Raw genomic sequence first — 24,205 nt, forward strand, 5'->3', positions numbered from 1 at the left:
GGCGGGTGCCTGGGCCGGTTGTCCGGGGACCGCGGTCAGCCCCGCACCTTCGGCTCGGGCAGCTCCGGCGGCGCGGCGGCCGGGGTCTGCGCCAGCTGGGCCAGTGCCTCCTCGATGGCGCGGTCCAGCTGCCGGTCCCGGTCGTGCGCCGTGTCGGCGGGGGAGTGGACCACCTCGATGTCCGGGTCGACACCGTGGTTCTCCACACCGAAGCCCTTGCCCTCGAGCCAGAAGGCATACCGCGGCTGGGTGATCGCCGTCCCGTCGACGAGGTCGAAGCGGCCGTCGATGCCGACGACCCCGCCCCAGGTGCGGACCCCCACGACCGGGCCGAGGCCCATCGCCTGGGCACCGGCGTTGACGATGTCGCCGTCGGAGCCCGAGTGCTGGTTGGCGACGAGCACGACCGGCCCCCGCGGCGCCTGCTCGGGATAGCTGCCGACCGCCTCGTAGTAGCGCGCCGGGGCCCAGCCCACGACACGGGCCGCGAGCCGGGCCAGGACCAGCTGGCTGGTGTGCCCGCCCCGGTTGTAGCGGACGTCGACGACCAGTCCCTCCGCCCGGGTGGCGTGGTGCAGGTCGCGGTGCAGCTGCGCCCAGCCCACGCTCATCATGTCCGGGATGTGCACGTAGCCGAGCCGCCCGCCGGTCTTCTCCTCGACGTAGGCCCTCCGTGAGGCGACCCAGTCCTGGTAGCGCAGGACCTCCTCGTCACCGATCGGCACCACGACGACGCGCCGGTCCTGCCCGTCGCGGCGCAGGGTCAGCTGCACCGGCTTGTCCGCGGCACCGACGAGCAGCGGCGCGGGGCCGGCCGCCGGGTCGACCGGACGCCCGTCCACGGCCACGACGACATCGCCGACCTGCGCGCCGACCCCGGCCGCCTGCAGCGGGGATCGGGCGTTGGGGTCGCTGGACTCCCCGGGCAGGATCCGGTCGATGCGCCAGCCGTCGGCCTCGGGCGACAGGTCCGCGCCCAGCAGCCCCAGCCGCCGGTCCAGGTCGCCCGGCGGGTGCGGCGGCGTGACGTAGGCGTGCGAGGTGTTGAGCTCGCCCACGGTCTCCCAGAGCACGTCCTGGAGGTCGTCGTGGGTCGCCAGCCGCTCCACGAGCGGTCGCCAGCGCTGCGTCGTCGCCGCCCAGTCCACGCCGTCCATGTCCGCGCGCCAGAAGTGGTCGCGCATGATGCGGGCGTTCTCGTCGAACATCTGGTGCCACCGCACCCGCGGCTCCACCTCGACCCGCACCCGCTCGAGGTCCACCGACACCTTGTCGGCGCCGCCCTCGTCGCCGTCCTCGGGCTTGCGGTCGGCGGGCTGCACGTGCAGCGACTCCTTGTGGTGGACCACGGCACGCTCGCCGTCACCGGAGACCTGGTAGTCGTCCACGGCGTCGGCGACCGTGGTCAGCGTCCGCTTGGTGAAGCTGTAGAACTCCAGGCTGTCGGTCGCGGGCTCGCCCTCGACGCCCGAGCGCCGGGTGCCGAGCACGCCGGAGTCACCGGCGACGTGCACCCAGAGCACGCCGTCCTTGGCGGCCCGCAGGTCGCGATAGTCGGCCGAGGGCACCGGGAACGGCGTGATGCGCTGCTCGGCTCCCTCCGCGTCCAGGTCCGGGCTGGCCGGGGGAGCGGCCGCCTCGTCCGTGCTCTTGTCCTCGGCGTCGGTCGCCGCGTCGCCGCCGGGGCGCTTGTCCTCCTGCACCTCGCTGATCCGCCAGCCCTCCAGGCTCGGCCCGAAGGGCGGCGTCCGGTCGGCCGCGAGCGGGACGAGCCAGGGCCGGGTCGCCCCGGTGAAGCTCAGCGCGAACTCGTGCGCGTCGTAGGTCGGGTCGAAGGTCCGGTCGGACAGGAAGACCACGGCGGCGCCGTCACGGGTGAAGTCGGGGTCCCGGTCGTGGTAGCGGCCGCTGGTCAGGGCCACCGGCTCGCCCTCGGTCCGCACGTCCAGCAGCACGACCTGGTGGTGCTCGCCCTCGCCCGAGGTGGGCTGGCTCCAGACGAGGTAGCGGCTGTCCGGCGAGAAGCGCGGGGTGAGCGCCTCGCCCTGGCGAGAGCGACCGACCTCCCGCACGGCGCCGCTGCTCGCGTCCAGCACGCGCATCGCGCCGTCGTGGCTGACGGTCGCCACCCGCGACCCGTCGGGCGAGGCGGCCAGGTGCAGCACCCGGCCCAGCTCGCCGCCCACCAGGCGGCGCGGCGGGGTGGAGCCGTCCAGGGTGTGGACCTCGAGCGCGTCCTCGCCGTCGGCATCGGTGACAAGCACCGCGCGCGACCCGTCCTGGCCGAGGAAGATTGGCTCCCGGGTGCGCACGGCGGAGTCGGCGACGAGCGCGCGCACCGGCCCTGAGCGGTGGCTCACCCAGAAGCTCGCCCCCTGCGTGCCGACGAGGCTGGCGTCGCCGCCGCGGTCGACGTCCAGGTGGTCCAGCCGCTCCGCGGCGGGCACGGTATGCCCGGCCGGCGGCCCCACGGGCAGGTCCACCTCGATCCGGCGCGGGGTGGCGGCGAGCGAGTCCAGCAGCCACAGGTCGCCCCGGGAGTGCCACACGACCCGGGTCCCGTCGGTGCTGGCGTCCCGGACGTAGCCCTCCTGCTCGCCCTGGTGGGTCAGCTGCCGCGGCTCGGTCGGGCTCTTGCGGAGCCGTCCGGTGGTGCCACCGGGCCGCTTCCAGGCCCACAGGTTGGCCTGCTCGTGCGCGTGGTCCGGGAAGGTCGCGGCCCGGTCGGAGACGAAGAGCAGCTCGTCGCCGACCCACATCGGGTCCACGAGCGAGGCCGGCTCGTCGGCGAGCAGCTGGCTCCAGTCGCCCTTGCCCTTCTCGTCCAGCCACAGCCGCGGGGCGGTACCGCCGCGGTACCTCTTCCACTGCGCGGGCACCCGGCTCCCGACGGTGCTCAGCGCCACGGTGCCGTCGCCCCGCACCGCCACGCCCCAGGCGCTGCCCCAGGGCAGACGCTCCACCGAGCCGTCCAGCCCCACCGCCTTGACCACGGCGTGCCGCATGTTGCTCTCCCCGGCGTTGCTCGCCACGAGGACCCGGCCGTCCTCGCTCCAGCCGAGGACGAGCGCCACCGAGCCGCCCCACCAGGTCAGGCGCCGGGCGGCGGCGGTCGCGACCTCGACGACCATGACCTCGGGGTGGCCGTCGCGGTGGCTGACGTAGGCGATGTGCGCGCCGTCGCGGGAGAAGCGCGGGCAGCGCGCCGGCTCGTGGTCGGCGGTCAGCCGCCACGCCCGGCCGCCGTCGACCGGCGCGATCCAGAGGTCGTCGTCGGCGACGAAGGTGACGAGGTCGTCGTGGACATGGGGGTATCGCAGGTATCCGTTGCTCACCCGGCCGACCCTACGTCTCCGCGCGGCAGGGCGCATGGGGGTTGGACAGGCGGTGCTACTCGTCCTCGCCGGGCTGCGGCTCGTCGGAGGGCTCCCACTCGACCTCGGTCAGCTCCTCCTCGTCCGGGTCGTGGTAGTGCATCGCCGACTCCTCGGGGGAGTCCCAGCTCGTCGTGCGGCACTCGCGCGCGATCTCCCGGGCCTCGCCGTCGGGGCGGTGCCGGTCGGCATACCGCTGCGACTCCTCCTGCCGCTCCCGCTGGGCGATGCTCTCCTCGTGCGACTGCTCGTCGGCGGTCACCCCGAAGGCGCTGGACCCGACGTAGTGGTCCCCGGACTGGTAGCCGCGGTCGAGCACGTCGCCGTCCCCGTCGAGCGTGTCCTCGGGCTGGAGCTGGTCCTCTGCGTCGATGCTCCACACCCCGAGGTCGTCGCCGATGGTCTCGCGGTCGGCCTGGTCGCTCATGACGGTGCTCCTTCGCTCACGCCTGTGGAGCACACAGTAGCGCCGACGGGCGCCCACCGGCAGGGGTCGAGAACGCAGCATGGGTGACACTGTGCCCATGACCCTCGCCCTGCTCCTCGTGCTGACCGTGGCGCTCGGGGCGGCGCTGCAGCGGGTCTCCGGTATGGGGCTGGGCATGACGGTCGCCCCCGTCATGTCCGTGGTGGTCGGGCCGGTGGCGGGGGTCACCCTGAGCAACGTCGCCGCCGTGGTGGGGGCGCTGCTGCTGGCGTATGTCATGCGCGCCGACATCGACTGGCGCCGGTTCCGGGGGCTGGCGCCGCTGCTCGTCGTCGGGTCGGTGGTCGGGGCCTGGGTGGTGCGGGTGGTCTCCCCGGACGTGCTCGACCTCGTCCTCGGCGGGTGCGTCCTGCTCGCCATCGGCGCGGCGCTGGGCCTGCAGCGCCTCCTCGTCGTCCGGGGGCGGGCCGCGGTGCTCGTGACCGGCACGGTCGCCGGCTTCATGAACACCACGGCGGGGGTCGCCGGGCCGGCGATGACGGCGTATGCCGTCGCCTCCCGGTGGGGGCAGCGCTCGCTCGCGGCCACCCTGCAGCCGATCTTCCTCACCGCCAACCTCGCCTCGATCCTCACCAAGGCGGTGCTGGGCGCCACCCCGGAGCCCGGCGTGCTGCCGTGGTGGTCCTGGCTCCTCGCCTGCGCGGCGGTGCCGGTCGGGATCGTGCTCGCGACCCCGCTGGCGCGGCTCGTACCGCTGCCGGTCGCCCGGGCCCTCGCGATCACCATCGCCAGCGCCGGGGCGGCGCTCGCGCTGGGCCGCGGCCTGGTCGGCGTCCTCGGCTGAACGCCGTACCCTGGATGCTGCCATGAGCAGCACCAAGACCTATGACGTGCGCACCCACGGGTGCCAGATGAACGTGCACGACTCCGAGCGCCTGGCCGGGCTGCTGGAGACGGCCGGCTACATCGACCTCGCGGCCGTGCCCGAGACCGAGCGCCCGGACGTCGCCGACGTCGTCGTCTTCAACACCTGCGCGGTCCGCGAGAACGCCGCCAACAAGCTCTACGGCAACCTCGGTCAGCTGCGCCCGGCCAAGCAGGCCAACCCCGACATGCAGATCGCGGTCGGCGGCTGCCTGGCGCAGAAGGACCGCTCCACCATCGTCGAGCGCGCCCCCTGGGTCGACGTCGTCTTCGGCACCCACAACGTCGGCTCGCTGCCGGCGCTGCTGGACCGGGCCCGGCACAACAAGGCCGCCGAGGTCGAGATCCTGGAGTCGCTGGAAACCTTCCCCTCGACGCTGCCGACCCGGCGCGACTCGGCATACTCCGGCTGGGTGTCGATCTCCGTGGGGTGCAACAACACCTGCACCTTCTGCATCGTCCCGGCGCTGCGCGGCAAGGAGAAGGACCGGCGCCCCGGCGAGATCCTCGCCGAGATCGAGGCGCTCGTGGCCCAGGGGGTCGTCGAGATCACCCTGCTCGGGCAGAACGTCAACACCTACGGCGTGGAGTTCGGCGACCGGCTCGCCTTCGGCAAGCTGCTGCGCTCGTGCGGCCAGATCGAGGGCCTGGAGCGGGTGCGCTTCACCTCACCCCACCCGGCGGCCTTCACCGACGACGTCATCACCGCGATGGCGGAGACCCCCAACGTCATGCCGAGCCTGCACATGCCGCTGCAGTCCGGCTCGGACCGCGTGCTCAAGGCGATGCGGCGGTCCTACCGCTCCACGAAGTTCCTCGGGATCCTGGACCGGGTGCGCGCGCAGATCCCGGACGCGGCGATCACCACCGACCTCATCGTCGGCTTCCCCGGCGAGACCGAGGAGGACTTCCAGGACACCCTCGACGTCGTGCGCGCCTCCCGCTTCTCCAGCGCCTTCACCTTCCAGTACTCCATCCGCCCCGGCACCCCCGCGGCCGAGATGGACGGGCAGGTGCCCAAGGAGGTCGTGCAGGAGCGCTTCGACCGGCTCATCGCGCTGCAGGAGGAGGTCTCCTGGGCCGGCAACCGCGAGCTCGAGGGGCGCGAGGTCGAGGTGCTCGTCGCGCCCGGCGAGGGCCGCAAGGACGCCGAGACGCACCGCCTCTCCGGTCGCGCCCGCGACAACCGGCTGGTCCACTTCGCGGTCCCCGAGGGAGCCGAGGTCCCGCGGCCGGGGGACGCGGTGACCGTGGCGGTCACCTACGGCGCGCCGCACCACCTCGTCGCAGACTCCGGCGTCCAGGGCGGACGGTATGCCGTCCGCCGCACCGCGGGCGGGGACGCCTGGGCGGCGCTGCAGGAGGGCGGGACGCCCGGCGCGGTGAAGAAGCCGGCGGTGAGCCTGGGCATACCGACGATCGGTGCTCCGCCGCTGCCGGACGTGCCCGCGGGTGCCTGCTGCCCCACCGACTGACCGCGCGAGCCCGCGGCGGCGTTGCTAGGGAGCCTCGCTGCGGGCGGAGCGCTCGCTGAGGTCCGCCCGGCGGTCGGCCTCGCGCGCCCGCTCGGTCGCCTCGCGAGCCTGCTCGGTCTCCTCGCGCGCCTCCCGGCGCTCGTGCTGGGCGACCGAGGCGCGGTAGTGGGCCTCCACCCGGTCGATCCAGGCGCGTGCCTCGGGCTTGCCGTGGAAGCGCACGATGCTCCAGACGATGAGCCCGATCGCGATCGCGCTGGAGGCGAGCATGGTGATCGCCACCGGGCGCCCGCCGAAGAGCCACCAGGCGTCGTCCAGCGGCCACCACCCGGGCGGCGGGGGAGAGATCAGCCAGACCACGCCGACCGCGATGAGCCCGGCGGTGATGAGCAGCGTCAGCGCGATGCGGGGGATGGTCTCGACGCTCTCGGCGGCGCCGCGCAGCGCCCGGATCTTGACCGGCATGGTCCACCGGCGGGCCCATTCGTACTGCGTCGACAGGATCGCCAGCCCGGCGAACGTCCCGAGCAGGCCGGGGCCGGGGAGCAGCAGCATGAGGACGCCCGCGACCAGGACGACCCACCCCAGGGTCTCCAGGACGATGCGCTTGGCCGCGGCGTTCACCGGGACAGCGTAGGTCAGCGTCCTGACGGGCGCGAGCGGCGAGCACCGCCCCGCTCCGACCGAGCGCGCGACCCGATGTGACGGATGTGGCAGGCTACGCGCCGTGACATGGAGCCAGGTCGACCGTGACGAGCTGCTCATCCGCTCCGGCAAGGACCCCTTCGTCCGCTTCGCGACCAGCCACGAGCTGGTGGCGGTCGCGGGCCCGCACGGCTGGGCGTGCGCCAGTCCGTGGCGCCCGGGCTCGCGGCACTGGGGCGGCGCCGCCGTCGTCGGGCCAGACGCGCCGGCGGACGCCGAGACCGCAGCGCTGCGGGCGATCGCGCTAGCCGCCCCTGATCTCGCGCTGGAGTGGTTCTCGACCGAGGACGGGCGAGATCTGGCGCTGCCCCCGGCCTACCTCGGCACGGGCTCGGGTCGGTGGTCCTTCATGTGGTGCGAGCGCACCGCCGCCGCGGTCGACCCCGCCGGTCTCGCGGCCCAGGGCCTGGAGCTCGTCGAGCTGGCCGACGACGCGGACGCCGACCTGCTCGACGCCTTCGGTCGCACCCACGGCGAGGATCCCTACATGGGCTTCCCCGGGCACGGCTTCGCCTCGCTGTGGCTCGCCGCCCGCGACGAGGTGGGGCAGATCGTCGCCGTCGGAGCCTTGCACGAGCTCGGCTCCGGTATGCCCCACCTCGCCGGCCTCGTCGTGCGCCCAGAGCTGCGCGGCCAGGGGATCGGCGCGCTGCTCACCGAGGCGCTCACCGCGCGGGCGGTGCAGGAGGCGGGCGTCTCGACCCTGTCGGTCTTCACGTCCAACGCGGGCGCCGTCCGGCTCTACGAGCGGCTCGGGTATGCCACCGCCCACCGCTTCCTCACCCGCGAGCTGGCACCGGCCGGGCCGCCCGGCTGAGGGCGGGGCGACCTACGATGGTCCGGTGAGCGAGCGGCATACCTCTGCGACGGCGGGCACCCTGCCCGCACCGACGGAGCGCCAGCGCGCCGCCGGACGTCTCGCGGCCGTGCTGGTCGCGGTGGAGGCGGTGGTCATCACCGGGCTGGCGGTGTTCTACCTCGTCGAGCTCGCGCTGGGGCAGGGGCAGGACCTCATGATCGTCACCATGTCGGTGGTGACGATGGTCGTCTTCATCATCGGTCTGGCCTACACCGCGCTCGGCCTGTGGCGTCGCCACCCGCGCTCGCAGGCCCCCGCGATCGCCTTCAACTTCCTCATGGTGCCGCTCGGCATCGCGCTGCTCCCGCTCGCGCCGTGGTGGGTGGGCCTCGGGGCGCTGGCCCTCGGCGTGGTCACGGTCGTCGCGGCCTTCCTCATGGGCCGGCTGGAGGACCGCGACCAGACCGCCTGAGCGGGCGACCGTGGGTGGGCGGCTCAGAGCCGGTTCGTCCACTGACCGCCTCGATGTCACTCGCGAGCCTGTTCGAGGGGGCTGTCACCTGACGAACCGGCTCTCAGTCAGGCGGGCCTGACCTCGGTCGCACCCGGATCATCTCTCGGGTGCAGCGACCTGGACCCGGGTGCAGCGGCCGCGGTGGACGAGCACGCCGCGCCCCGGCAGCTGCAGGTCGCCGACCGGGAGGCTCGCGCCCAGCACGGCGCCGTCGCCGGGGCTCCGCGGCTGGAGCACCACGCCGCTGCGGGAGCGGGTCACCAGCGCGAGGATGCCGCGGAAGGCGCTCGTGGCCGCCTCCGTGTCCGCCGCCACGAGCAGCTCCATCCGGTATGCCGTCGCCAGCTCGACCAGCACGTCCTCCGCAGGCGTGCCGACCAGCAGGTGGGCGTCGTCGACCACGAGCAGGCCACCGGTCCCCAGCTCGGCGCACGCGGCGCGCAGCTGCTCGGCCTCCGGCGGCGACGCGAGATCCACGACGACCGCGGGGCGACCTCCCTGCAGTCGGTCGAGGGTGTGCGTGCGGCCGGACCCGGGTTGCCCCACGACGAGCATCGACCCCGCAGGCTGCGGCACCGGTGCGGCCTCGTCGCCGCCGACCGCCCAGTGCCCGCTGCCCACCGGGGCGCTCCAGCGTCGGGGGAGCGGGCGGCATACCAGAGGGGGCGGACCGTCAGGGCGCTCGAGCCCGGCGCCCATGGCGGGGAGCACGACGTGTGCCTCGGTGCCGTCGCGCACGCCGACCAGGCGCCCGGGGGGCTGCGAGGACGGGACCTGGTGCGGGCGCAGGCCGGTGAGGAGCAGATCGGTCGGGTCGTTGAGCCGCAGGGCCCAGGTGGTCGGCAGCACCGGCGCGACCCGGCCCAGCAGCAGGCTGCGGTCGCCGCTGAGCAGGGCCACGACCCCGACCGCGGGTCCCTCGCGCAGGACGCGAAGTGCCACCTCTAGGGCGCGCCCGCGCTCGACGGGCTCGTAGAGGTCGACGAAGCGGTCCCAGCCGTCGAGCACCAGCACGACCGGCGCGCGAGGCTCGCCTCGCCCGGCCGCCTGACGGCTGCGCACCAGCTCGTCCAGCCGGTCCAGGACCTGTATGCCGTGGGCCAGGTCGTCCGGCTGCACCCACGCCACCAGCCCAGGGTGGGTGCCGGCCTCGGACGCCTCCAAGCCACGACCCAGGTCGAGCACGACGACCCACGCGCCACTCGTGCGGCTGAGCACCGAGCGCAGCGCCGTCGTGCGCCCGGAGCGGGCCGCGCCGACGAGGCCCAGGTGCTGGTCCACGCCCCAGGTCAGCGGGGAGCGGGCCTGCTCCGCCGGCAGGTCGGCCAGCGCCCAGGCGCCCGGCTCGCCGGGAAGGCTCTCGATCCGGTCCGGCAGCGGCGGGTGCCAGACGACGGGTGGCCGCAGGTCCTCCCGCTGCGCCGCCGCGCGGAGCGTGCACGCGAGCGCCCCGAGGTCGTCCTCCTGGGCCTCCGGCTGGCCGGCCTGGTCGAGCACCCGCCTGGCCGACCAGATGTCGGGGAGCGCCTGCACGTCCCATCCCGCGAGGGAGCGGCGCCGCGGTGGACCGACGCGGGCGACCTGGACCGCGTGCGGAGGCTCGGCGCCGGTGCGCCACAGCGCCAAGCCGGGGCGTCCCTCGGGGAGCAGGGCGGCCTGCCCGGTCTCGATGACGTCGTGGGAGTCCGAGGAGTCGCGCAACCGCAAGGCGATGCGGAGGTTGACGTTGGCCCGCAGGTCGGGGCCGACGACACCGGCCGGGCGCTGGGTGGCGAGGACGAGGTGGACCCCGAGGCTCCGGCCGACCGCGGCCAGGCGAATGAGGCCGCTCATCACCTCCGGCACCTCCTCGGCGAGCACCCGGAACTCGTCGATGACGACGACGAGGCGGGGCAGGCCGGGGACCTGCGCGGCGTCCTTGGCGCCTGCCGCCGCGACGACGCCCTCGCGCCGGGTCAGCTCGGCCCGGAGCGAGGCGAGCACCCGGCCCGCCAGGTGCGGGTCGAGGTCGGTGACCATGCCCGTGACGTGCGGCAGCGAGGCGCAGTCGCCGAGGGAGGACCCGCCCTTGAAGTCGACGAGCAGCAGCGCCAGGTCTGCGGGTGAGTTCCGCAGCGCGAGGGCGACGACGAGCGACCTGAGCAGCTCGGACTTGCCCGCGCCGGTCGTGCCGGCGACCAGCGCGTGCGGCCCGTCGCGGACCAGGTCGACCGTCACGGCCTGCCCAGCGAAGTCATGGCCGAGCGGCACCGCCAGCCCTGGCAGGGCCCACGCGGCGAGCGCCTCCTGGGCGTCCTGGGGCCAGCCGACCAGCTCCCCGAGGGGCGGTGACCCGGTGGGCAGGGCCGGCGCGTCGGGGTCGGCGTCCGCGGCGTCGCGCGCCCGCAGCGGTGCCAGCGTCGAGGCGAGGGCACGGGCACGGGTCAGACCGAGCGTGGTCGGGACGAAGACCACCTCCGGCCGGCCCGGTACCTGCAGGACCGCCCGCGTGCCGGAGGTGAGCAGGACACGGGTGGCGCCCGGTGGGGCCTGGGTCACGTCGTCGACCAGGACCACGTCCTCGCCCCAGCGCAGCGCGCGTCCGACGGGGTCCGCGCCACTCGTGTCGGTGTGCGGCAGCCAGCCCAGCAGGTCCCATGCCTCTCCAGGCGCGCGCCCGGGTTCGACGAGGAGGCTCCACTGCGTCGGCGGGTGTCGGGTGGCGAGCTGCAGGACGAGCGACCGCGCGAAGGCGTCCCGGAGGGAGCGCTCCCCACAGATGACCAATGGCCCCAGCAGGACCAGCGGCAGCGGCGCCGCGTCGTGCCAGAGGGCCTCGCCCTCGAGGTGCACGCGCGAGGGGCACCGGTGCTCGCCCAGGCATACCTCGAGCTCCTCGGCCGAGCACGCCCAGAGCGAGGTGGAGGGATGGGGGACCAGCGCGGTGGTGACCCCGACCAGCCCGGGGTGGCGCTCGCGCAGCTGCACCAGCTCCTCGGCGAGGGCATGCCTCGCGACCAGCTCGTTGTCCCGTCGCGCCCGGGCGTGCTCGACCAGCGCCTCCTCGTGCTCGATCCGGGCGGACCGGCGGTCGCCCAGGAAGTGACCCAGGACCATCGCCGGCCCCAGCAGCCCGAAGAGCAGGAGCCAGGGCATACGCAGGAGCAGGGCGACGGCGAGCGCGACGACCAGGGGAAGGGTCCAGGTCCAGGCGCTGGGCGGACGGACCCGGCGCCGCGCGGGCACGGGTGGCGTGGTGAGCTCGACCTCCACCGGGGCGGAGACCGAGCGCGGCCAGGGCACGATCTCGCGCAGGCCTGCGGAGGGGGCCTGACGGACCGGTGCCGGCGGGCGCGGCACGAGCACGACCCCGGACACCCCGAGGAGCAACCGGTCACCGACCGGCCAGGTGCCGGCGCACGGCGGCTCTCCGCCCTCCCAGCCCACCCCGTTGGTCGACCCGAGGTCCTCGACCCTCACGCCGTCGCGCTCCTGGCGCACCCGCAGGTGCCGGCGCGACAGCCCGGGATCGGCGACGGTCAGGTCGCACCGTGGGTCCCGGCCGAGCGTGACCCACCGTCCTGGCGGCAGCGCGGCGGTGCCCCCGGCGTCCGGGCCGGTGGCCACGACGAGCCGTGGCACCCCCGCCGGAGCGGTATGCCTGTCCGAGGAGCGGCTGCCGATGGCGGCCCCGTGCTGCAGCGGCTGGGCGTCCGACCCGGCCCCAGGACTCCCGCCGGAGACGGCTGGGTCGAGGTGACGCCGGAGGTCGCCGAGGGTGGCGTCGTCCGGTGCGGTGACGACCAGGTGCTCCACGCGGTCGTGGACCGGCCGGGTCACGATGACTCTCATGCCCCGATCCTGCGCGGATCGGGGATCGTGCCCCCGGAGTTGTCCACAGGCTCGACCGCGGGCACAGCGCGGAGGCCGGCCCCGTGCATACAGTGGCAGCGACGGAGGACGACCCTTGGCAAAAGCAGGTGCCAGTGCCAGGATCGGCCAGAACAGCGGGCGCAGGCCGCGACGGCGCGGACCGCGCGACCAGGCTGGGGAGGCAGGGGAGATGTCGGCGACGGCGTTGCAGCTGCTCGAGGACGACGTCCGCGAGCTCATCCGGCGACGACGCCTGGACCCCTCCCGGGACGACGCAGCGGTCCGCGACCTCATCGGCGAGGTGCTCGACGACTACGACGACCGCTCGCTCGTGGGCGGGCTGGTGCCGCTCGCCGACCGCAAGGAGGCCCACCGCGTCCTGCTGGAGTCCGTGGCCGGTTTCGGGCCGCTGCAGCCCTACCTCGACGACCCGGCGGTCGAGGAGATCTGGATCAACGAGCCGAGCAAAGTTTTTGTTGCTCGCAACGGCCGCTCCGAGCTGACCCCGACGCTGCTGAGCGAGCAGCAGGTCCACGACCTGGTCGAGCGGATGCTGCGCAGCTCGGGCCGGCGCGTCGACCTCAGCAGCCCGTTCGTCGACGCCAGCCTGCCGGACGGCAGCCGCCTGCACGTCGCGATCCCCGACATCACCCGGCGTCACTGGGCGGTCAACATCCGCAAGTTCGTCGTCGCCGCGGACGAGCTCGCCGACCTGGTACGGCTGGGGACGCTCACCGCGCAGGCGGCGCGCTTCCTCGATGCCGCCGTGGCTTCAGGGCTCAACATCCTCGTCGCGGGCGGGACGCAGGCCGGCAAGACGACGATGCTCAACTGCCTGACCGCCGCCATACCCCCGGGGGAGCGGGTGGTCACCTGCGAGGAGGTCTTCGAGCTCAAGGTCAACCTCCGCGACGTGGCGGCCATGCAGTGCCGCCAGCCGAGCCTCGAGGGCACCGGCGAGATCCCGCTGCGCCGCCTGGTCAAGGAGGCGTTGCGGATGCGACCCGGGCGGATCATCGTCGGTGAGGTCCGCCAGGAGGAGAGCCTGGACCTGCTCATCGCGCTCAACAGCGGGCTCCCCGGGATGTGCACGATCCATGCCAACTCGGCCCGCGAGGCGGTGACCAAGATGTGCACCTTGCCCTTGCTCGCCGGCTCCAACGTCAGCAGCAGCTTCGTCGTGCCGACGGTCGCCAGCTCGATCGACATCGTGGTCCACCTCGCCCTGGAGGCCGGCGGTCAGCGACAGGTGCGGGAGATCGCCGCCATCCCGGGACGGACCGAGGGAGAGGTGATCGAGATTGCCGACCTCTTCGTGCGCTCCGGCCAGGACCTCGGGCGTGCCGACGGCTACCCGCCGCACCGGGAGCGCTTCGCCCGGGCGGGATTCGACCTCGGTCAGCTCCTGGGGCAGCCCACATGATCGCCGGCGCGGGGTGGGGGCTGGTGCTCGGCCTGGGGCTGGCCAGCATCTGGTGGTCCTTCTGGCCACGGGCGCAGCGGGTCGGACCCCGCCGCGGCAGGCGCCGTCTCGAGCGCCTGCAGGACCAGATCGTGCTGGCCGGCCTGCGCGGACTGGGCGCGCGCACGCTGGTCATCCTGTGCGTGGCGGCCTCGCTCGTCGTGCTGCTGCTCGGGTATGCCGTGACGCGGGTCTGGACGATCAGCGTCTGCTTCGCGCTCATGGCGGCCTGGCTGCCGCTGGCGGTGGTGATGGCCCGCGCCCGCCGGCGCAGGTCGAGGCTGCGCGACGTCTGGCCGGACGCGGTCGACCACGTCCAGTCGGCGGTCCGGGCCGGTCTCGCGCTGCCGGAGGCCCTGGTGCAGCTCGCCGACCGGGGTCCGGAGGCGCTGCGCCCGGCCTTCGAGGAGTTCGCCCACGACTACCGGGCGACCGGCCGGTTCTCGGAGAGCCTGGACCTGCTCAAGGAGCGCCTCGCGGACCCGGTGGCCGACCGGCTCATCGAGGCGTTGCGGATCGCGCGTGACGTCGGAGGCACCGACCTCGGCCGTGTCCTGCGCACCCTGTCCTCGTTCCTGCGCGACGACGCCCGGGCCCGGGCAGAGCTCGAGGCCCGCCAGTCCTGGACCGTCAACGCGGCCCGGCTCGCGATGGCGGCTCCCTGGGCCGTGCTGCTCCTGCTGGCCACGCGGGGGAGCACGCTGCAGGCCTACGGCACCCCGGCCGGTGCCCTGGTGCTGGCCATCGGGGCCGGCCTGTCCCTCGTCGCCTACCGGGTCATGATCACGGTCGGCCGGCTTCCCGAGGAAGCGCGGGTGCTGCGGTGAGCCCGGCGTGGTGGGGAGCGGTGCTGGGCCTGACGTTCGGCGTGGGCCTCGTCCTCATGTGGGCCGGCCTGCCCCTGGCGCGCCGGGTGGACCTGGCGGACCGCATCGAGCCCTACCTGGACCGCCCGCCGCGACGGTCCCGCCTCCTAGCCCTGGACGACCCGCGTCCGTGGGAGGTGAGCGACCTGCTGGCGCCGGTGACCCGCCGGGCGGCACGTCTGCTCGACCGGGCGCTCGGCGGGACGGACTCGGTGCGCAGCCGGCTGCACCGGGCCGGCCTGACCGGCGACGTCGAGGGTTTCCGGGTCCAGCAGGTGGTCTGGGGCGTGCTGGCGGCCGCGGCCGCCGTGCTGCTCGGGACCCTGCTCTGGTTCGCGCGCGGGACCAGCCCGGGCATCGTCCTGCTGCTGGTCGGCTCCGCCTTCCTCGGCGGTGTCATGGGACGGGACTGGATGCTCAGCCGGGCCGCGGCCCGTCGTGAGCGGCAGATCATGGCCGAGTTCCCCGCCGTCGCCGAGCTGCTCGCCCTGTCGATCACGGCCGGTGAGGGGACGGCCCAGGCGCTGGAGCGGGTCGCCCGTCTCTCCCGGGGCGAGCTGGCCGCCGAGCTCGACCTGTGCCTGGCGCAGGCCCGGACCGGCGCCAGCCTCCCCGAGGCGCTGCAGGGTCTGGGTCGACGCACGGGCATCGCACCGATCGTCCGCTTCGTCGACGGTCTGGTCGTCGCGCTGCAGCGCGGCACGCCGCTGGGCGAGGTCCTGCGCGCGCAGGCCGCCGACGCCCGGGAGGCCGCGCGCCAGCAGCTCATCGAGGAGGGCGGCAAGCGCGAGATCACGATGATGATCCCGGTCGTCTTCCTCATCCTGCCCGTGACGGTGCTCTTCGCCGTCTTCCCCGGCGTGGTTCTCCTGCGCCTCAGCCTCTAGAGATCCAGCACAACACAACACAAGGAGTTCGACCATGACCCGACGCTTCCGTGTCGCCCCTCACCGCCTGGGAGCCCGTGTCCGGCTGTGGCTGGACGAGCCCGAGCGCGGTGACGTGCCCGGGTGGGTGCTCATCACCATCATGACCGCAGCCCTCGTGACGGCGCTGCTGCTGGTGGCCGAGCCGCTGCTCACCAACCTGTTCTCCCAGGCCGTCAACTCCGTCGGCACCTGACGTGCGCGGCGCCGCGGTCGACCGGGGCGCGGCTCCAGCAGAGTTCGCGATGCTGGCCGGCCTGGTCAGCGTCCTCATGCTCGCGGTGATGCAGCTCGCCTTCGGGCTGCACCTGCACAACACCGCCACCGCCCACGTCGTCGAGGGGGCCCGGGTCGGCGCGCGGGCCGACAGCACCCCGGCGGACGGTGCTCGCCGCGCGGAGGAGCTCATGGCCTCGAGCCTGCCCGGCGGTGCGTCGGGGGTGAGCGTGACATCCTCGCGCACGACGGTCGGTGGGATCGAGGTCGTCGAAGTCAGCGCCACAATGAGGCTGCCCATCGTGGGACCGCTCGGACCCGGGCGGCAGATGACCGTGGTGGGGCAGGCCTTCGCGGAGGACCAGTGAGCGCCTCGCCCGTCCGGGTGCGCGCGGCACGCTGCGCCCCGGATCGAGGGTCGATGACGGTGGAGGTCGCCTTCCTCCTCGTGCTGCTCGTCGTCCCGCTCTTCTACCTCGTGGCCACCGTCGGTCGCGTCCAGGCGGGGGCGTATGCCGTCACCGCCGCCGCCCGGGAGGCCGGCCGCGCCTTCGTCACCGCCGACGGCGTGGAGGACGCCGCCTCGCGCGCCCAGATCGCGGCGACGCTGGTCTACCGTGCCCACGGGTTCGGGGACGGGGAGGGAGGGGTCCAGGTGTCCTGCCCGGAGGGCGGCTGCCTGGCACCCGGCACGACGGTGGTCGTGGACTCCCAGATCAGCGTCGAGCTGCCGCTCGTCCCCGACTTCATGCGCGACCGGGTGCCCACGGCCATCACGCTCACCTCGACCCACAGCGAGCCGGTCGACGAGTTCCGCGGCGGTGGCCGGTGAGGCCCCTCCTGGCGCAGGAGCGCGACGGTGGACAGATCAGCATCCTGCTCGCCGGCATGGTGGCCCTGACGCTCACCACGATCTTCGCCGTCATCGGGGTGACCTCGGTCCAGCTGAGCCGGATCCAGCTGCTCGACGCGGCGGACGCGGCGGCCCTGGACGCCAGCGACGCGCTGGCGCGCGAGCAGGTCTACGAGGGAGGTCTCGGGTCCGGTCCGCCGGTGACCGACGCCACCGTCATCGATGCCGCCTCGGCCCACCTCGCGAGCCGGGTGCAGCCCTCGCGCATCGAGGAGTGGGGGCTCGGCAGCGGCACCGGCACCCCGGACGGCCGCACGGCGGTCGTCACGGTGACCGGGCGTGCGAGCATCCCGGTGGTCAGCTCGGTGCTCGAGGCCTTCGGCGGCGGCGTCACCATCACGGTCACCTCCACCGCCCGCTCGGAGGTGGCGGGCTGAGGCGGGCCGCGAGCCGCGGGCGGTGACGAGGCAGAGCGCCAGGCGCGGGCGGGATGCGGCGTACCCTCGGGCGTCCTGACACGATGAGCGGGTGCGCGACATCACGACCGAGACCTTCGAGGCCGTCCTCTTCGACAACGACGGCACGCTGACCGACTCCCGCGGGCCGGTGGAGCGCTCATGGCGCTCCTGGGCGGCCGAGCACGACGTGCCCTTCGAGCGCTTCGGCAACTTCCACGGGGTGACCAGCCGCGGGATCGTCGAGCGGGTGGCGCCGCACCTGGACGCGGACGCCGCGACCGCCGACATCGACCGACGTGAGCTGGAGGACGTCGAGGGCATCGTCGCGCTGCCGGGTGCGGTCGAGGCGCTGGCCGCCGTGGGGGACCGGGGCGCCATCGTCACCTCGGCCGGCCGCGAGCTCGCCGAGGTGCGGATCCGCGCGGCCGGGCTGGCCACCACCGCGGTCGTGGTCACCGCCGACGACATCAGCTCTGGCAAGCCCGACCCGGAGCCCTTCCTCACCGGTGCCCGGCTGCTCGGCGCCGACCCCGCGCGGTGCCTCGTCGTCGAGGACGCCACCGCCGGGCTGGAGGCCGGTCGGGCCGCCGGCGCCGCCACGCTGGCCCTGCGCACGACCACGCGGGAGGAGGCGCTCGCGCCGGGTGCCGACCTCGTGGTGACCTCGCTCGCCGACGTCCGCTTCGAGCGGGTCGACGGGGGAGTGCGGGTGCACCTGCGGAACGGCTGACAGCGACGAGGGCGCCGCCCGTGGTGGTCGCGCCTCAGACCGACGCATCATTGGCCAACTGAGAGCCTCGTCGTCCACTGGGAGCCTCGACGTCATGTGACAGCCCCCTCGAACAGGCTGCTGAGTGACATACCGGCTGTCAGTGGCGAGCGGCGCCGACGACGTCGAGGTGCTCATCCGCCGGTAGATCGGCCCCCTGGTCGACTGGGAGCCTCGTCGTCCACTGGGAGCCTCGACGCCATGTGACAGCCCCCTCGAACAGGCTGCTGAGTGACATACCGGCTGTCAGTGGGGACCGGCACCGACCGCGGTGGAAACGCCTGCGGGTATGCCGAGCGCGCCCCCTGCCACGCCGCTGACCTGCGGAGCCTGACAAGCGCGGCTACCTACGTTACCGTAACCTACGCAAGCGAAACCTACGTCGCCGTAGGTTGCCCCACGACCAGACAGGTGAACCCCTCGTATGGCCGCACCCGTGACGATCGACCTGCCCACCGACCTGACGAGCGCCGACCAGCCCCGCCGCCCCCGCCCGACGATCATCCAGGGCGGTATGGGTGTGGCCGTCTCCGGCTGGCGCCTCGCCCGCGAGGTCTCCCGGGCCGGCCACCTGGGCGTCGTCTCCGGCACCGCCATGGACGCGGTCATCAGCCGGGTGCTGCAGGACGGCGACCCCGGCGGGCACTACCGGCGGGCGCTCGCGGCCTTCCCGAGCCAGGACATCGCCGAGCGGGTGCTCGACAAGTACTTCATCGAGGGCGGCAAGGCCCCGGGCACGCCCTACAAGCCGATCCCCAAGCTCACCCTCGACACCGCCCGCGCCGGGCAGGAGCTCGGCGTCGCCGGCAACTTCGCCGAGGTGTGGCTCGCCCGCGAGGGCCTCGAGGACCACCCGGGCGGGGGAGCGGTCGGCATCAACTGCCTGGAGAAGATCCAGATGGCCAACCCCACGGCCATCCTCGGCGCCATGCTCGCGGGCGTCGACTACGTGCTCATGGGTGCGGGCATCCCCCGCGAGATCCCGCAGCTTCTGCGCTCCCTCGCCGCGGGCGAGCCGGGCAGCATCTCCGCCGACGTCGCCGGCGGCTCGCTGCGCCGCACCATCACCGTCGACCCGGCCGACCTGCTCGGGGACGACCTGCCGCAGGTCGCCAAGCCCGACTTCCTCGCGATCATCTCGGTCGACCAGCTCGCCAACTACCTGCACCGCGACCCCGAGATCCGCCCCGACGGCTTCGTCGTCGAGCGGCCCCCGGCCGGCGGCCACTCGGCCCCGCCGCGCGGCAAGATGCAGCTCGACGACGCGGGGGAGCCGGTCTACGGCGCCCGGGACGAGGCCAACCTGGCCAAGATGGCCGAGATCGGGCTGCCGTTCTGGATGGCCGGGGCCTACTCCACGCCCGACAAGGTCGCCGAGGCGCTCGCCGCCGGCGCCGTCGGGGTGCAGGTCGGCACCCTCTTCGCGCTCTCCCAGGACTCCGGCCTCGCGGACGGCCCCCGCGACCAGCTGCTCGGCCGCCTCCGCAGCGACGAGCTGAGCGTCCGCAACGACCCGCGGGCCAGCCCGACCGGCTTCCCCTTCAAGGTCGCGACGCTGGAGGGCACCGCCAGCCAGGTCGAGGTCTACGAGGCCCGCCCCCGGCTGTGCGACCTGTCCTACCTGCGCCAGCCCTACGAGCGCGAGGACGGCGAGATCGGCTACCGCTGCGCCTCCGAGCCGGTGCACATGTACCTCAAGAAGGGCGGCGACGAGGCCGACACGGTCGGCCGCAAGTGCCTGTGCAACGGGCTCATGGCCAACATCGGTCTCGGTCAGGAGCGCAAGGACGGGTATGCCGAGGACACCCTCGTCACCCTCGGCCAGGACCTGGCCGGTGCCAGCGCGCTCATCGAGCGGCACCCCGAGGGCTGGACCGCGGTCGAGGCGCTGGACTACCTGCAGGAGCAGGTGCCCGCCGAGCTGGGGCTGCGGCACACCGCCTGACACCCTCCCGCACCCCGAGGCGAGGGGTGCTTATGATCGGGGACGCACCGCCGCGCCGGCCCCCCACACCGCAGGACCGCTCCGTGGCCACCCACGCACCACGGAAGGGGTCGACGATGACCGGGACCGGCAGCAGCCACGTGAGCACCGACCGGGCGCGGGAGGAGCGCAAGGTCCTCGCCGGCACCCTGGTCGGCACCACCATCGAGTGGTACGACTTCTTCATCTACGCCCAGGCGGCCGCGCTCGTCCTCGGCCAGCTCTTCTTCGCGCCCATGGGCGAGGGCGGCGCGCAGCTCGCGGCGTGGGCCTCCCTGGGCATCAGCTTCCTCGTGCGCCCGCTCGGCGCCGTCGTCGCCGGGCACCTCGGCGACCGCTTCGGCCGCAAGGTCGTCCTCGTCTTCACCCTGGTCGGCATGGGCGGCGCCACCGCGATCATCGGGCTGCTGCCGACGTATGCCCAGATCGGCGTCGCGGCCCCGGTCTTGCTCATCTTCCTCCGGCTGCTCCAGGGCTTCTCCGCCGGCGGTGAGTGGGGCGGCGCCGCGCTCATGTCCGTCGAGCACGCGCCGCTGGGCAAGCGGGGCCTGTTCGGGGCCTACCCGCAGATCGGCGTCCCCATCGGCATGATCGTCGCGACGCTGTTCATGTTCGGCCTCAGCACCTTCATGACCGACGAGCAGTTCCTCACCTGGGGCTGGCGCATCCCGTTCCTCTTCTCCATCGTGCTCATCGGCGTGGGGTACTGGATCCGCCGCCAGGTCGAGGAGTCGCCGGTCTTCGCCGAGATGGCCCGGCTGCGGCAGAAGGAGTCGGCCCCGCTCGGCGAGCTCTTCCGGCACCACCGCAAGAACGTCATCCTGGCCGCGCTCATCTTCGCCGCCAACAACGCGGCGGGCTACCTCGTCATCGCCTACTTCAACGGCTACGGCGTCAACGCGCTCGGCATGGAGCGCACCCAGACGCTCATCGCCTCGCTGCTCGGTGGCGTGGGATGGCTGGTCTTCACGCTCTACGGCGGCTACCTCTCCGACAAGATCGGCCGCGTCCTGACGTTCCAGATCGGTTACGGCATCATCATCCTCTGGGCGATCCCCATGTGGTTCCTGCTCGACACCGCGTCGTTGCCGCTCTTCACGCTGGCGATCCTCGTGCTCACCGTCGGGCTCGGGCCGTCCTACGGCCCGCAGTCGGCGCTCTACGCCGAGATGTTCCCCGCCCGGGTGCGCTACTCCGGCGTCTCCATCGGGTATGCCCTCGGCTCGATCGTCGGCGGCGCCTTCGCCCCGCTCATCGCCGAGCTGCTGCTGCAGCGCACCGGCCAGTCCTGGACCATCGGCGTCTACATCGCCGTGCTGGGCCTGATCTCCTTCGTCGCCGTGTCGATGGTGCCGAAGTCGCTGCAGGACTCCGACCTGCACCAGCAGGAGCACGCGCGCACCTGAGCCCACTACTGTGCGCTGCATGAGTCAGCCCACCATCGACGACGTGGTCGACGAGGCCGACGACGTGCGGCGCACGTGGGAGCGGTCGGTCGAGCGCTCCCGGCAGGCCCTGCGCGAGGCGCTCGCCACCGAGGGTGAGGACCCGTTGGGTGCCCTCCACCCGGCCTGGGGCGGGCGGGGCCAGGTGTCGGTGCGCTGGATCCTCGCGCACGCGGTCGAGGAGTATGCCCGGCACAACGGCCACGCGGACCTGCTGCGCGAGGTGGCCGACGGGCAGACGGGGGAGTAGCCCCCACCACGGGCGGGCCCCGGACCTGCTGGGCGTACCCTTGTCGATCGTGGCAGTCGACTTCGAGACCGAGATCAAGCAGCTCCGCACGACCATGGCGTCGGTGCGGGAGGTCACCGACCTGGAGCGGCTGGGGGCGCAGATCGCCGAGCTCGAGGAGCAGGCGAGCGCACCGGACCTGTGGGACGACGTCGAGAACGCGCAGAAGGTCACCTCGGCGATGTCGCGGGCCAAGGCCGAGCACGACAAGGTCACCGGGATGGACTCCCGCATCGACGACCTCGAGGCGCTGGTCGAGCTCGGGCGCGAGGAGGAGGATGCCGAGACCCTCGAGGAGGCCGAGAAGGAGCTCGCCTCGCTGCGCAAGGCGGTGGAGCAGCTCGAGGTCCGCACGCTGCTCAACGGGGAGTACGACATCCGGGAGGCGGTCGTCACCATCCGGTCCGGCGCCGGGGGAGTGGACGCCGCGGACTTCGCCGAGATGCTCATGCGGATGTACCTCCGCTGGGCCGAGCGGCACGACTACCCGACCGCGGTGCTCGACACCTCCTACGCCGAGGAGGCCGGGCTCAAGTCGGCCACCTTCGAGGTCAAGGTGCCGTATGCCTTCGGCACGCTCGCGGTCGAGGCCGGCACCCACCGCCTCGTCCGGATCAGCCCGTTCGACAACCAGGGCCGCCGGCAGACCAGCTTCGCCGCGGTCGAGGTGGTCCCGCTCATCGAGAGCACGGACACCATCGACATCCCCGAGGCCGACCTCAAGGTCGACGTCTTCCGCTCCAGCGGGCCCGGCGGTCAGTCGGTCAACACCACCGACTCCGCGGTGCGCATGACGCACATCCCCACCGGCACCGTCGTCTCGATGCAGAACGAGAAGAGCCAGATCCAGAACCGTGCGGCGGCGCTGCGCGTGCTCCAGTCGCGCCTGCTCCTGCTGAAGAAGCAGGAGCAGGACGCCGCCCGCAAGGAGATGGCCGGCGACATCAAGGCCTCCTGGGGCGACCAGATGCGCTCCTACGTCCTGCACCCCTACCAGATGGTCAAGGACCTGCGCACCCACCACGAGGTCGGCTCCACCTCGGCCGTCCTGGACGGCGACATCGACGACTTCATCGACGCCGGCATCCGGTGGAAGCGCTCCGCCGACCGCGAGCAGGACTGACCGAACCCTCCTGACGCCAGGGCCCTGCGGGGCCCGGCGACGGCATACCCAAAACGTCCGCGGACGACTCTTGACGCCGCCGAAGTTCCGGGTCTACTCTCCCTATGCGGAATCAAATTTCCACTGAATGGAAATCCTGGTCTCGAGGGAGAGCGACATGGCAGCAGGGAACGTCGGGACGGTGCGCCCCGAGGACGAGCGGCTCGGCATCGGCGCGAGCGTGGCCTACGGCCTGCAGCACGTCCTGACGATGTACGGCGGGATCATCGCCGTGCCGCTCATCATGGGCGGCGCCGCGGGCCTGGACGCGGCGCAGACGGGGCTGCTCATCGCCTCCTGCCTCTTCGTGAGCGGTCTGTCGACCATCCTGCAGTCGGTGGGGGTGCCCTTCTTCGGCTCCCAGCTGCCGCTGGTGCAGGGCGTGTCCTTCGCCTCGGTCGCCACGATGCTCACCATCCTCGAGGGCGGCAACGGGCTGCCCGGGGTCTTCGGGGCGGTCATCGCCGCCGGAGCGCTCGGGCTGATCATCGCCCCCTTCTTCGCCCGGATCGCGCACTTCTTCCCACCCGTGGTCACCGGGGTCGTCATCACCACCATCGGCCTCACCCTGCTGCCGGTCGCCGGCCGCTGGGCGATGGGCAACGCCGTCGACTCCCCGGACTACGGCAGCGTCGCCAACCTCAGCCTCGCGGGCTTCACCCTCCTGGTCATCGTCGCGCTGTCCAAGGTGGGGCTCGCCTCGCTGTCCCGCCTGTCCATCCTGCTCGCCATCGTGCTCGGCACCGTCGTGGCCGCGCTCTTCGGGATGGCCGACTTCTCCCGCATCGGCGAGGGGTCGATCTTCGCCGTGCCCCAGCCGTTCGTCTTCGGGGCCCCCGTCTTCGACATCGCGGCGATCCTGTCGATGTTCATCGTCATCATCGTCATCATGACCGAGACGATGGCCGACATCATCGCCGTCGGGGAGATCGTCCGCACCAAGGTCGACTCGCGCCGCATCGCCAACGGCCTGCGCGCCGACATGCTCTCCACCATGGCCCGCCGGTCTTCAACTCCTTCCCCCAGTCCGCCTTCGCGCAGAACGTCGGGCTCGTCGCGGTGACCGGCATCCGCTCGCGCTGGGTCGTCACCGCGGGCGGCGGCATCCTCGTGCTCCTCGGCCTGCTGCCGGTGGTGGGGCGGATCATCGCCGCCGTGCCCTACCCGGTGCTCGGCGGCGCGGGGGTCGTGCTCTTCGGCTCGGTCGCCGCCTCCGGCATCCGGACGCTGCAGAAGGTGAAGTACGAGAACAACATGAACCTCATCATCGTCGCGATCTCGCTGGCCTTCGGGCTGCTGCCGGTCGTGCAGCCGACGATCTACGACCAGTTCCCCGAGTGGTTCCAGATCATCTTCCACTCCGGCATCAGCTCGGCGGCGATCATGGCGGTGCTGCTCAACATCGTCTTCAACAAGATCACCGCGGGCAACGCCGAGCAGGGCTCGGTCTTCGTCGCCGGCACGGCCCGGGTGGTGCGCGAGGACGAGGTGCGCTCGCTGCGCGAGGGCGACTACTACGCCGACGGCCGGCTCGTGGACGTCGACGGCGAGGAGGTGCCCGTCGTCTCCGCCGAGCAGCACGAGCGGGTGCAGGAGGCCATCGACTCCGGCGAGGTCACCTGCCGCGAGGACCTCCAGGCTCTCCTCGAGCGGGAGCGCTGACATCATGACGGCCACCCCCGAGACCGCGTCTCCCACCCCTGAG

The 24,205-nt window shown here is 73.4% G+C and carries 20 protein-coding genes and 1 pseudogene; 17 read left to right on the forward strand and 4 right to left on the reverse strand.

Translation table 11 applies throughout. From position 1 onward, the window contains the following. Positions 1-35: 35 nt before the first annotated feature. Complete coding sequence (locus SGUI_RS16115; protein ID WP_066641977.1) at positions 36-3,335, reverse strand: S41 family peptidase; 3,300 nt, start codon at positions 3,333-3,335, stop codon at positions 36-38. A 55-nt stretch (positions 3,336-3,390) separates the two neighbouring features. Then, the gene (locus SGUI_RS16120; RefSeq protein ID WP_066641978.1) at positions 3,391-3,801 is read right to left on the reverse strand and encodes a hypothetical protein; all 411 of its coding nucleotides are present in this window, start codon (positions 3,799-3,801) and stop codon (positions 3,391-3,393) included. A gap of 97 nt (positions 3,802-3,898) precedes the next feature. Between SGUI_RS16120 and SGUI_RS16125 the strand changes: the two genes are divergently transcribed. Continuing rightward, positions 3,899-4,645: a sulfite exporter TauE/SafE family protein gene (locus SGUI_RS16125; RefSeq protein WP_157621882.1), complete on the forward strand. Its 747-nt coding sequence runs from the start codon at positions 3,899-3,901 to the stop codon at positions 4,643-4,645. A gap of 22 nt (positions 4,646-4,667) precedes the next feature. Next, entirely contained in the window at positions 4,668-6,200 is a 1,533-nt protein-coding gene (miaB, locus tag SGUI_RS16130) for a tRNA (N6-isopentenyl adenosine(37)-C2)-methylthiotransferase MiaB (protein WP_066641988.1), read from the forward strand. Between the two features lie 24 nt (positions 6,201-6,224). On the opposite strand, the gene SGUI_RS18170 is transcribed toward miaB, so the two are convergent. Beyond that, a complete protein-coding gene (locus SGUI_RS18170; protein ID WP_066641991.1) occupies positions 6,225-6,824 on the reverse strand; it encodes a PGPGW domain-containing protein in 600 nt (199 codons plus the stop codon). A 103-nt stretch (positions 6,825-6,927) separates the two neighbouring features. On the opposite strand from SGUI_RS18170, the gene SGUI_RS16140 reads away from it, so the two are divergent. Together SGUI_RS16140 and SGUI_RS16145 are read left to right on the forward strand one after the other, a co-directional pair. Beyond that, positions 6,928-7,722 (forward strand): GNAT family N-acetyltransferase, encoded by a 795-nt coding sequence (locus tag SGUI_RS16140; RefSeq protein ID WP_066641996.1) that lies wholly within the window; start codon positions 6,928-6,930, stop codon positions 7,720-7,722. A 25-nt stretch (positions 7,723-7,747) separates the two neighbouring features. Next, positions 7,748-8,176, forward strand: a complete 429-nt coding sequence (locus tag SGUI_RS16145; protein ID WP_066641997.1) for a hypothetical protein — start codon at positions 7,748-7,750, stop codon at positions 8,174-8,176. A gap of 138 nt (positions 8,177-8,314) precedes the next feature. Here SGUI_RS16145 and SGUI_RS16150 read toward each other — a convergent pair whose 3' ends face one another. Further along, entirely contained in the window at positions 8,315-12,049 is a 3,735-nt protein-coding gene (locus SGUI_RS16150) for an FtsK/SpoIIIE domain-containing protein (RefSeq protein ID WP_083190760.1), read from the reverse strand. A gap of 211 nt (positions 12,050-12,260) precedes the next feature. Here SGUI_RS16150 and SGUI_RS16155 point away from each other — a divergent pair, with 211 nt between their 5' ends. The 13 genes and pseudogenes from SGUI_RS16155 (at position 12,261) to SGUI_RS16215 (ending at position 24,162) form a co-directional block, all read left to right on the forward strand. Further along, on the forward strand, positions 12,261-13,493 hold the full coding sequence (locus tag SGUI_RS16155; protein WP_066642001.1) for a CpaF family protein: 1,233 nt from the start codon (positions 12,261-12,263) through the stop codon (positions 13,491-13,493). Then, positions 13,493-14,359: a type II secretion system F family protein gene (locus tag SGUI_RS16160; RefSeq protein WP_083190885.1), complete on the forward strand. Its 867-nt coding sequence runs from the start codon at positions 13,493-13,495 to the stop codon at positions 14,357-14,359. The genes SGUI_RS16155 and SGUI_RS16160 overlap by 1 nt, the downstream gene beginning before the upstream one ends. Next, on the forward strand, positions 14,356-15,285 hold the full coding sequence (locus SGUI_RS16165) for a type II secretion system F family protein (protein ID WP_066642005.1): 930 nt from the start codon (positions 14,356-14,358) through the stop codon (positions 15,283-15,285). The genes SGUI_RS16160 and SGUI_RS16165 overlap by 4 nt, the downstream gene beginning before the upstream one ends. Positions 15,286-15,319: 34 nt before the next feature. Next, positions 15,320-15,520 (forward strand): hypothetical protein, encoded by a 201-nt coding sequence (locus SGUI_RS16170; RefSeq protein WP_066642007.1) that lies wholly within the window; start codon positions 15,320-15,322, stop codon positions 15,518-15,520. Between the two features lies 1 nt (position 15,521). Then, positions 15,522-15,908 carry a TadE/TadG family type IV pilus assembly protein gene (locus SGUI_RS16175; RefSeq protein ID WP_083190761.1) on the forward strand — a complete coding sequence of 129 codons (387 nt, stop codon included), beginning with the start codon at positions 15,522-15,524 and terminating at the stop codon, positions 15,906-15,908. Between the two features lie 53 nt (positions 15,909-15,961). Then, entirely contained in the window at positions 15,962-16,372 is a 411-nt protein-coding gene (locus SGUI_RS16180; RefSeq protein WP_066642015.1) for a hypothetical protein, read from the forward strand. Then, the gene (locus SGUI_RS16185) at positions 16,369-16,830 is read left to right on the forward strand and encodes a pilus assembly protein TadG-related protein (RefSeq protein WP_066642024.1); all 462 of its coding nucleotides are present in this window, start codon (positions 16,369-16,371) and stop codon (positions 16,828-16,830) included. Before SGUI_RS16180 ends, SGUI_RS16185 begins: the two co-directional genes overlap by 4 nt. Before the next feature lie 91 nt (positions 16,831-16,921). Then, on the forward strand, positions 16,922-17,581 hold the full coding sequence (locus SGUI_RS16190; RefSeq protein WP_066642031.1) for an HAD family hydrolase: 660 nt from the start codon (positions 16,922-16,924) through the stop codon (positions 17,579-17,581). A gap of 475 nt (positions 17,582-18,056) precedes the next feature. Next, positions 18,057-19,565, forward strand: coding sequence for a beta/alpha barrel domain-containing protein (locus SGUI_RS16195; protein WP_237141389.1), 1,509 nt, complete (start codon positions 18,057-18,059; stop codon positions 19,563-19,565). Between the two features lie 116 nt (positions 19,566-19,681). After that, positions 19,682-21,010 carry an MFS transporter gene (locus tag SGUI_RS16200; protein WP_066643629.1) on the forward strand — a complete coding sequence of 443 codons (1,329 nt, stop codon included), beginning with the start codon at positions 19,682-19,684 and terminating at the stop codon, positions 21,008-21,010. 19 nt (positions 21,011-21,029) lie between these two features. Continuing rightward, the gene (locus SGUI_RS16205; RefSeq protein ID WP_066642033.1) at positions 21,030-21,299 is read left to right on the forward strand and encodes a mycothiol transferase; all 270 of its coding nucleotides are present in this window, start codon (positions 21,030-21,032) and stop codon (positions 21,297-21,299) included. A 49-nt stretch (positions 21,300-21,348) separates the two neighbouring features. Continuing rightward, positions 21,349-22,461 carry a peptide chain release factor 2 gene (prfB, locus tag SGUI_RS16210; protein WP_066643632.1) on the forward strand — a complete coding sequence of 371 codons (1,113 nt, stop codon included), beginning with the start codon at positions 21,349-21,351 and terminating at the stop codon, positions 22,459-22,461. 127 nt (positions 22,462-22,588) lie between these two features. Beyond that, positions 22,589-24,162: pseudogene (locus SGUI_RS16215) on the forward strand (nucleobase:cation symporter-2 family protein). Positions 24,163-24,205: the final 43 nt, after the last annotated feature.

The sequence above is a fragment of the Serinicoccus hydrothermalis genome (assembly GCF_001685415.1).
In the GTDB taxonomy this organism is placed as follows: Bacteria; Actinomycetota; Actinomycetes; order Actinomycetales; family Dermatophilaceae; genus Ornithinicoccus; species Ornithinicoccus hydrothermalis.